Origin of the sequence: Desulfobacterium sp. N47 (genome assembly GCF_051233685.1) — a bacterium.
In the GTDB taxonomy this organism is placed as follows: Bacteria; Desulfobacterota; Desulfobacteria; order Desulfobacterales; family RPRI01; genus RPRI01.
Genome location: NZ_JBAMMY010000162.1, coordinates 1 through 1,969, shown reverse-complemented (window position 1 = coordinate 1,969; position 1,969 = coordinate 1). Strand labels below are relative to the sequence as shown.

The following is a 1,969-nucleotide window of genomic DNA, read 5'->3' as shown; positions in this document are numbered from 1 at the left end:
GAAAAAGTGACGGCGATCCGGGAACCAAAAGCCTCTGGCTCGGTTTGCAACGAGTGGACGATCTCGCCGGCATGTGGAGAGTTCTCATGGCATATGCCCAATCCAATCGTGCTAAACAGACTTATGGGTAAGGGTCAGCTTTTGCCAAGGGGTTTCTTGCTGGCGTCCATATATCCCCGGCTGTTTTCCCCACAGCCAGACCGGTGGAGATAAAAGAAGGGCAAAAGAATCCCATTGCCTATCTGGCGTATAGTTCCGCCCAAAGTTGGATTGTCAAGGAGAAGGTAAATCCGAACCAGGGCGGGATTTATTTTAAAGAAGGTGTTGACCATAAAGGGCCAGCGCCGGTTGTCCTGTTAGCCACCATCCCAAGGATGGCTACCAAGCAGGCCGAAACGTTGGGGGCGATATTATGTTTTGGAGATGCCGATTTCGTTAACGATCAGTTTCTCGGGATGATGGCCAATAAGGATCTTTTCATGAATACCGCGCACTGGTTGGAAGGCGAATTAGATCTTATTTCCACTCGCCCGCAGCAATATGCATATCCCTATCATCATCTCACTAAAAAACAGGGGCAATGGATCTTTTGGCTGCTTGTTGTTGTCCTGCCGCTTCTTCCGGCGCTAATAGGTTCAGGGATATACATTTATAGGAGATGGCGCGGTTAGAGATAGAAAGGGATTGGCTTTTGCGAAGAAATAAAATCAACCTGATTTTGGTTTTAATCCTTGTGCTTCTGGGGGCATACGCATATCTAAATGAAAACAGCAAACTGCGAAGTGCCCCGAAGGCACAGAAGATCGAAAAAATATTTGATTTTGATAAAGACGATATTCAGGAAATAATGTTACGCTGGCAAAACCAGACCATAATTTTCAGAAAAGAACGGGGACTATGGCTGATCAAAAAGCCTTGGGATGCCCCAGCGGACAAGGGGAAAATAAAAGATTTGTTGTCCGTATTTAATTACGGGATCGTCAGGCCGATAGATGACCATCCTTCAGACTATAGTCAATATGGCCTGATTCAGCCGGAAGTGGAATTAGGCATCAAGGGTAGAGGCGATCCTTCTTTCCGCGTTTTGGAGATTGGGAGCAATGATCCGAATCATACCGGTTGCTATGCCAGAGTAAAAGGAGAAGCGCGTATTATCCTGATTGGCGTTGCTTACAAAGCTGAGCTGCAAAAGGAGGCATCTTATTTCCGATTGCTACAGTAGAGCCAATTACCGTAGCTCACTATCTTATGGGTGGCCCGACAGCAAACGACCACAATGCCTTCTGAAAACCTCTTGAGCCGATTATAGATAAAATGAATGAGCTGGCACAGAAATATTATGATTGTTCAAGACCTGCATTCTGTGCAAAAACCGGCCTTCTTGATGAAATTGTTCAGTTAAATGAATTAAGAAAGTATCTTATGGCCTTTGCAGGCTCAGCTTACCAGAACCCAAAGTCAATCTGTCCGCAAAATCATATGATTCTGCCGAGATACATAAGTCATATAAGAAATACGCTTGAAAATTCAAAAATTATATAATGTGAAAACACAATTTCGAATGCCGTTTATCCCACAAGCAAGATTGTGGGTTTTCCAGTGTGATTTTATAATAATAATCTAAAGTTTCGCAGTTGAGTAAACGAATTGATTACAAAGTATATTTTCAATAACTTCAATAAGATGTAATATGTTTTTTGTGTCAATCTCATCAGATAATAGCTGACTTGACATAATGATAAGCTCTTTGACATTACGCCATAATTCGTCTGCCATACTAAAATATACTTGCTGTTCGGATAATTCCCTGAACAGCGGGCCTATCGGCCCAGCAATTCTCGGTGAAATTAAGAAGCTGCATAATATCACCACACAGAACAAATCTTGAGTTTATTTTTCGCAATCAGTAACAGGTTGTTTAAAATCCGGGCATTTTCAATAAAAGTTATAACATATTGATATATTACTA

Annotated in this window: 3 protein-coding genes; all 3 read left to right on the top strand. The window is 42.3% G+C overall.

The genetic code is table 11. The features are described 5' to 3' along the window. Positions 1 to 203 precede the first annotated feature (203 nt). The gene (locus tag VXK47_RS10585) at positions 204 to 671 is read left to right on the top strand and encodes a hypothetical protein (RefSeq protein WP_435548753.1); all 468 of its coding nucleotides are present in this window, start codon (positions 204 to 206) and stop codon (positions 669 to 671) included. Next, positions 659 to 1,222: a DUF4340 domain-containing protein gene (locus VXK47_RS10580; protein WP_435548752.1), complete on the top strand. Its 564-nt coding sequence runs from the start codon at positions 659 to 661 to the stop codon at positions 1,220 to 1,222. The genes VXK47_RS10585 and VXK47_RS10580 overlap by 13 nt, the downstream gene beginning before the upstream one ends. A gap of 92 nt (positions 1,223 to 1,314) precedes the next feature. Beyond that, positions 1,315 to 1,542, top strand: coding sequence for a hypothetical protein (locus VXK47_RS10575; RefSeq protein WP_435548751.1), 228 nt, complete (start codon positions 1,315 to 1,317; stop codon positions 1,540 to 1,542). The last annotated feature ends 427 nt before the right edge of the window (positions 1,543 to 1,969 follow it).